Below are 247 nucleotides of genomic sequence, written 5' to 3'. Positions count from 1 at the left end.
GGCCGTCGGCCAGGGCCAGGACGTCGCTGATCAGCTTCAGCAGCTCGGGTTCGTCGTTGGCGACCCGTCGCGACAGCAGCGTCTTGCCATCCGCGTCCATGGCGAGGCCGTGGTGGTGGCCCTTGCCGCTGTCGATCCCCGCCCATACCCGGCTCATCGTGCTCCTGACGTACGTCTTCGTTCTGTTCGTGCCACGGACGACCTCGCCGGCATTGCTCTACTCAGCGACTTGTTCGCACTTCCTAAT

Annotated in this window: 1 protein-coding gene; it reads right to left on the bottom strand. The window is 64.8% G+C overall.

The annotated features are described in order from the left end of the window. Nucleotides 1–157: IS110 family transposase (locus tag IF89_RS44310; RefSeq protein WP_158718188.1), on the bottom strand; the 157-nt coding region annotated here is incomplete at its 3' end. Nucleotides 158–247: the final 90 nt, after the last annotated feature.

The sequence above is a fragment of the Streptomyces sp. NRRL F-2664 genome (assembly GCF_000719345.1).
Lineage (GTDB): Bacteria > Actinomycetota > Actinomycetes > Streptomycetales > Streptomycetaceae > Streptomyces.
This window is presented reverse-complemented; position numbering and strand designations above follow the sequence as displayed.